Raw genomic sequence first — 2517 nt, forward strand, 5'->3', positions numbered from 1 at the left:
CCGGCGATTAGTTCTCCCCCGCCCCTGCGAAGCGGGGGAGGGGGCCGGGGGGAGGGGGCCCGTCCGCGGCCGCGAAGACACAGGCTCGACGCACGGATCTCTACCAGGGTTTTTCAAACGATGATCGATACATCCACCGAGACACGCACGCTGACGCTGGGCTTTTCGCCCTGCCCCAACGACACCTTCATCTTCCACGCGCTGGTGAGCGGGATTGTGGGCGCCGAGGGGTTGGCGTTCCGCGAGCGGCTGGAGGACGTGGAAACGCTGAACCGGCTCGCTGCCGAGGCGGCGCTGGATGTCACCAAGGTCTCCTACGGCGCCATCCCGCATCTCGTGCGCGACTACGTGCTCCTGCGTAGCGGCGGCGCGCTCGGTCGCGGGTGCGGCCCCCTGGTCGTCGCGCGCGAGCCGCTCGCGGGCGGCGGGCTGGCGGACAAGCGCATCGCCATCCCCGGGCGGAACACCACGGCCAACCTGCTGCTGCGCCTCTTCGCGCCGGACGCGCCCGCGGGGGTGGAGATGGTCTACAGCGACATCATGCCCGCGGTGGAGCGCGGCGAGGTGGACGCGGGGCTGATCATCCACGAGTCGCGCTTCACCTATCCGCGGCACGGGCTGGTGAAGATCGTGGACCTGGGCGAGTGGTGGGAGCGGACGACGGGGCTGCCGATCCCGCTCGGTGGCATCCTCGCGCGCCGCGGACTCGGAGCGGAGGCGATCCGCGCGGTCGACGATGCCATCCGCCGCTCCGTCGAGCACGCCTTCGCCCATCCCGCCGACGGCGCCGCGTACATCCGCGCGCACGCGCAGGAGATGGACGAGGCGGTGCAGCGCCAGCACATCGACCTCTACGTCAACCGCTTCACCGCCGACCTGGGCGGTGAGGGCGAGCGCGCCATCCACGAGCTCTTCGCCCGCGCACGCGCGGCGGGCATCATCGACGAAGACGTCCCGTCGCCCTTCCTCTGATCCGGCATCTCCGCGGCCGCGGGTGGCCCCCTCCCCCCGACCCCCTCCCCCGCTGCGCAGGGGCGGGGGAGAACAAAGCGCCAAATCCAGCGTCCGTGTTGAGTTCTCCCCTCCCCGGCGCAGCGGGGGAGGGGCCGGGGGAGGGGGCCAGCCTGGGCGGGCACGGTCTCCGCCTCAACGAGCAGTCATCGGGGTTGGCCCGCGCGCGGAATCGCTCTTGCGGGTGGGGATGACCGACCCGTCGGCAGCATCGGCGGGTACGTTCACGGAGTCACCGCGGAGCCGTCCGGCTCCCCTGCGGCACCCACCGATGTCTCTCATGCGCAAATCCACCCTTCTCCTGATCGCGCCGCTCGCCTTGTCGGCGATCACGTCGGACCTCGCCGCGCAGCAGCGCAGGGCCGCGCGCGACGTGGAGCCCACGACGGCGCGGCAGCCGCTGCGCGTGCGCTCGCAGGCGCTGTCGCGCGGCGGCTACGCGGTCGTGGTCGACCTGGACGAGAACCGGCTGTACTTCGCCAAGGGGCGGCGGGTGCTGTGGAGCGCGCCCGTCGGCACCGGCACCGGGCTGCGGATGGAGTCGGACCGCGCCGCGTGGGATTTCCACACCCCGAACGGCGCCTTCCACGTCACCCACAAGGCGCGCGAGCCGGACTGGATCGCCCCCGACTGGTACTTCCTGGAGCACGACCTCCCCGTCCCCGGGCCGAACGATCCCAAGCGCCGCTTCACGCGCGGGCTGGGCGCGGCGGCGGTGTACATCGGGCGCGGGCTGGCCATCCACGGCACCGACCGGCCCGAGCTGCTGGGGCGCCGGGTGAGCCACGGCTGCATCCGCCTCTCCAACGCGAACGCGCTGCGGCTGTACCACGACGTGCAGATCGGCACCGAGGTGGTGATCGTCGGCGGCTCGCGCGCGGCGCAGCCCGCGCCGCCGCCGGCCGCGCGCACCAGCTCGCGCCCCGCGGGGACGCCGCCCCCGCGCGATCCCTATGTCGTGGAGCTCGAGGGGCTGGCGACGGACGAGCTGCTGGCGTCGCTCGACGACGAGCTGGTGGCCGACGCCGTCGCCGAGGGCGACGCGAAGTGGCCGACCATCGCCAGCGTCCTCCTCTTGCGCGGGGTGAAGGAGGAGGACGACGAGGCGCTGGCGGGGCTGATGTCGCGCATCGACGGGCTCGGCGAGGGGCGCCTGCGCGAGGAGTTCGCCGTCTACCTAGCCGACGCCTTCTCGCAGGGGCCGCTGCGCACGCTCGACGTCCTCGGCCGCATGGACCGGCAGCGGCGCGACGAGGTGGCGCGCGCCATCGTCGCCGCCTCCGTCGGCCTCTACCCGGGCGATCCGGGCGACACTGCCACGCCGTGGCCCACGAAGCGCGCGCCGCGCGAGGCGCTGGGCGGCCGCTACGCCGAGCGCGCGTGGGAGGCGCTGCTGGCGGCGGAAGACGAGGTGCGCGAGGAGCGGGGACTGGAAACCCGGCGCATCTCCGAGCGCTGACGGCGGGGAGATGGAGACGAGGCGCGGGCCGGGGCGGCGATCCCCGG

2 protein-coding genes are annotated in these 2517 nt (G+C 73.7%); both read left to right on the forward strand.

What is annotated here, in order from left to right; all coding sequences use genetic code 11:
- Positions 1 to 120: 120 nt before the first annotated feature.
- On the forward strand, positions 121 to 972 hold the full coding sequence (locus tag VF092_06390) for a 1,4-dihydroxy-6-naphthoate synthase (GenBank protein HEX6746909.1): 852 nt from the start codon (positions 121 to 123) through the stop codon (positions 970 to 972).
- A gap of 319 nt (positions 973 to 1291) precedes the next feature.
- Complete coding sequence (locus tag VF092_06395) at positions 1292 to 2470, forward strand: L,D-transpeptidase (protein HEX6746910.1); 1179 nt, start codon at positions 1292 to 1294, stop codon at positions 2468 to 2470.
- Positions 2471 to 2517 lie beyond the last annotated feature (47 nt).

Origin of the sequence: Longimicrobium sp. (genome assembly GCA_036377595.1) — a bacterium.
Taxonomy (GTDB): Bacteria; Gemmatimonadota; Gemmatimonadetes; order Longimicrobiales; family Longimicrobiaceae; genus Longimicrobium.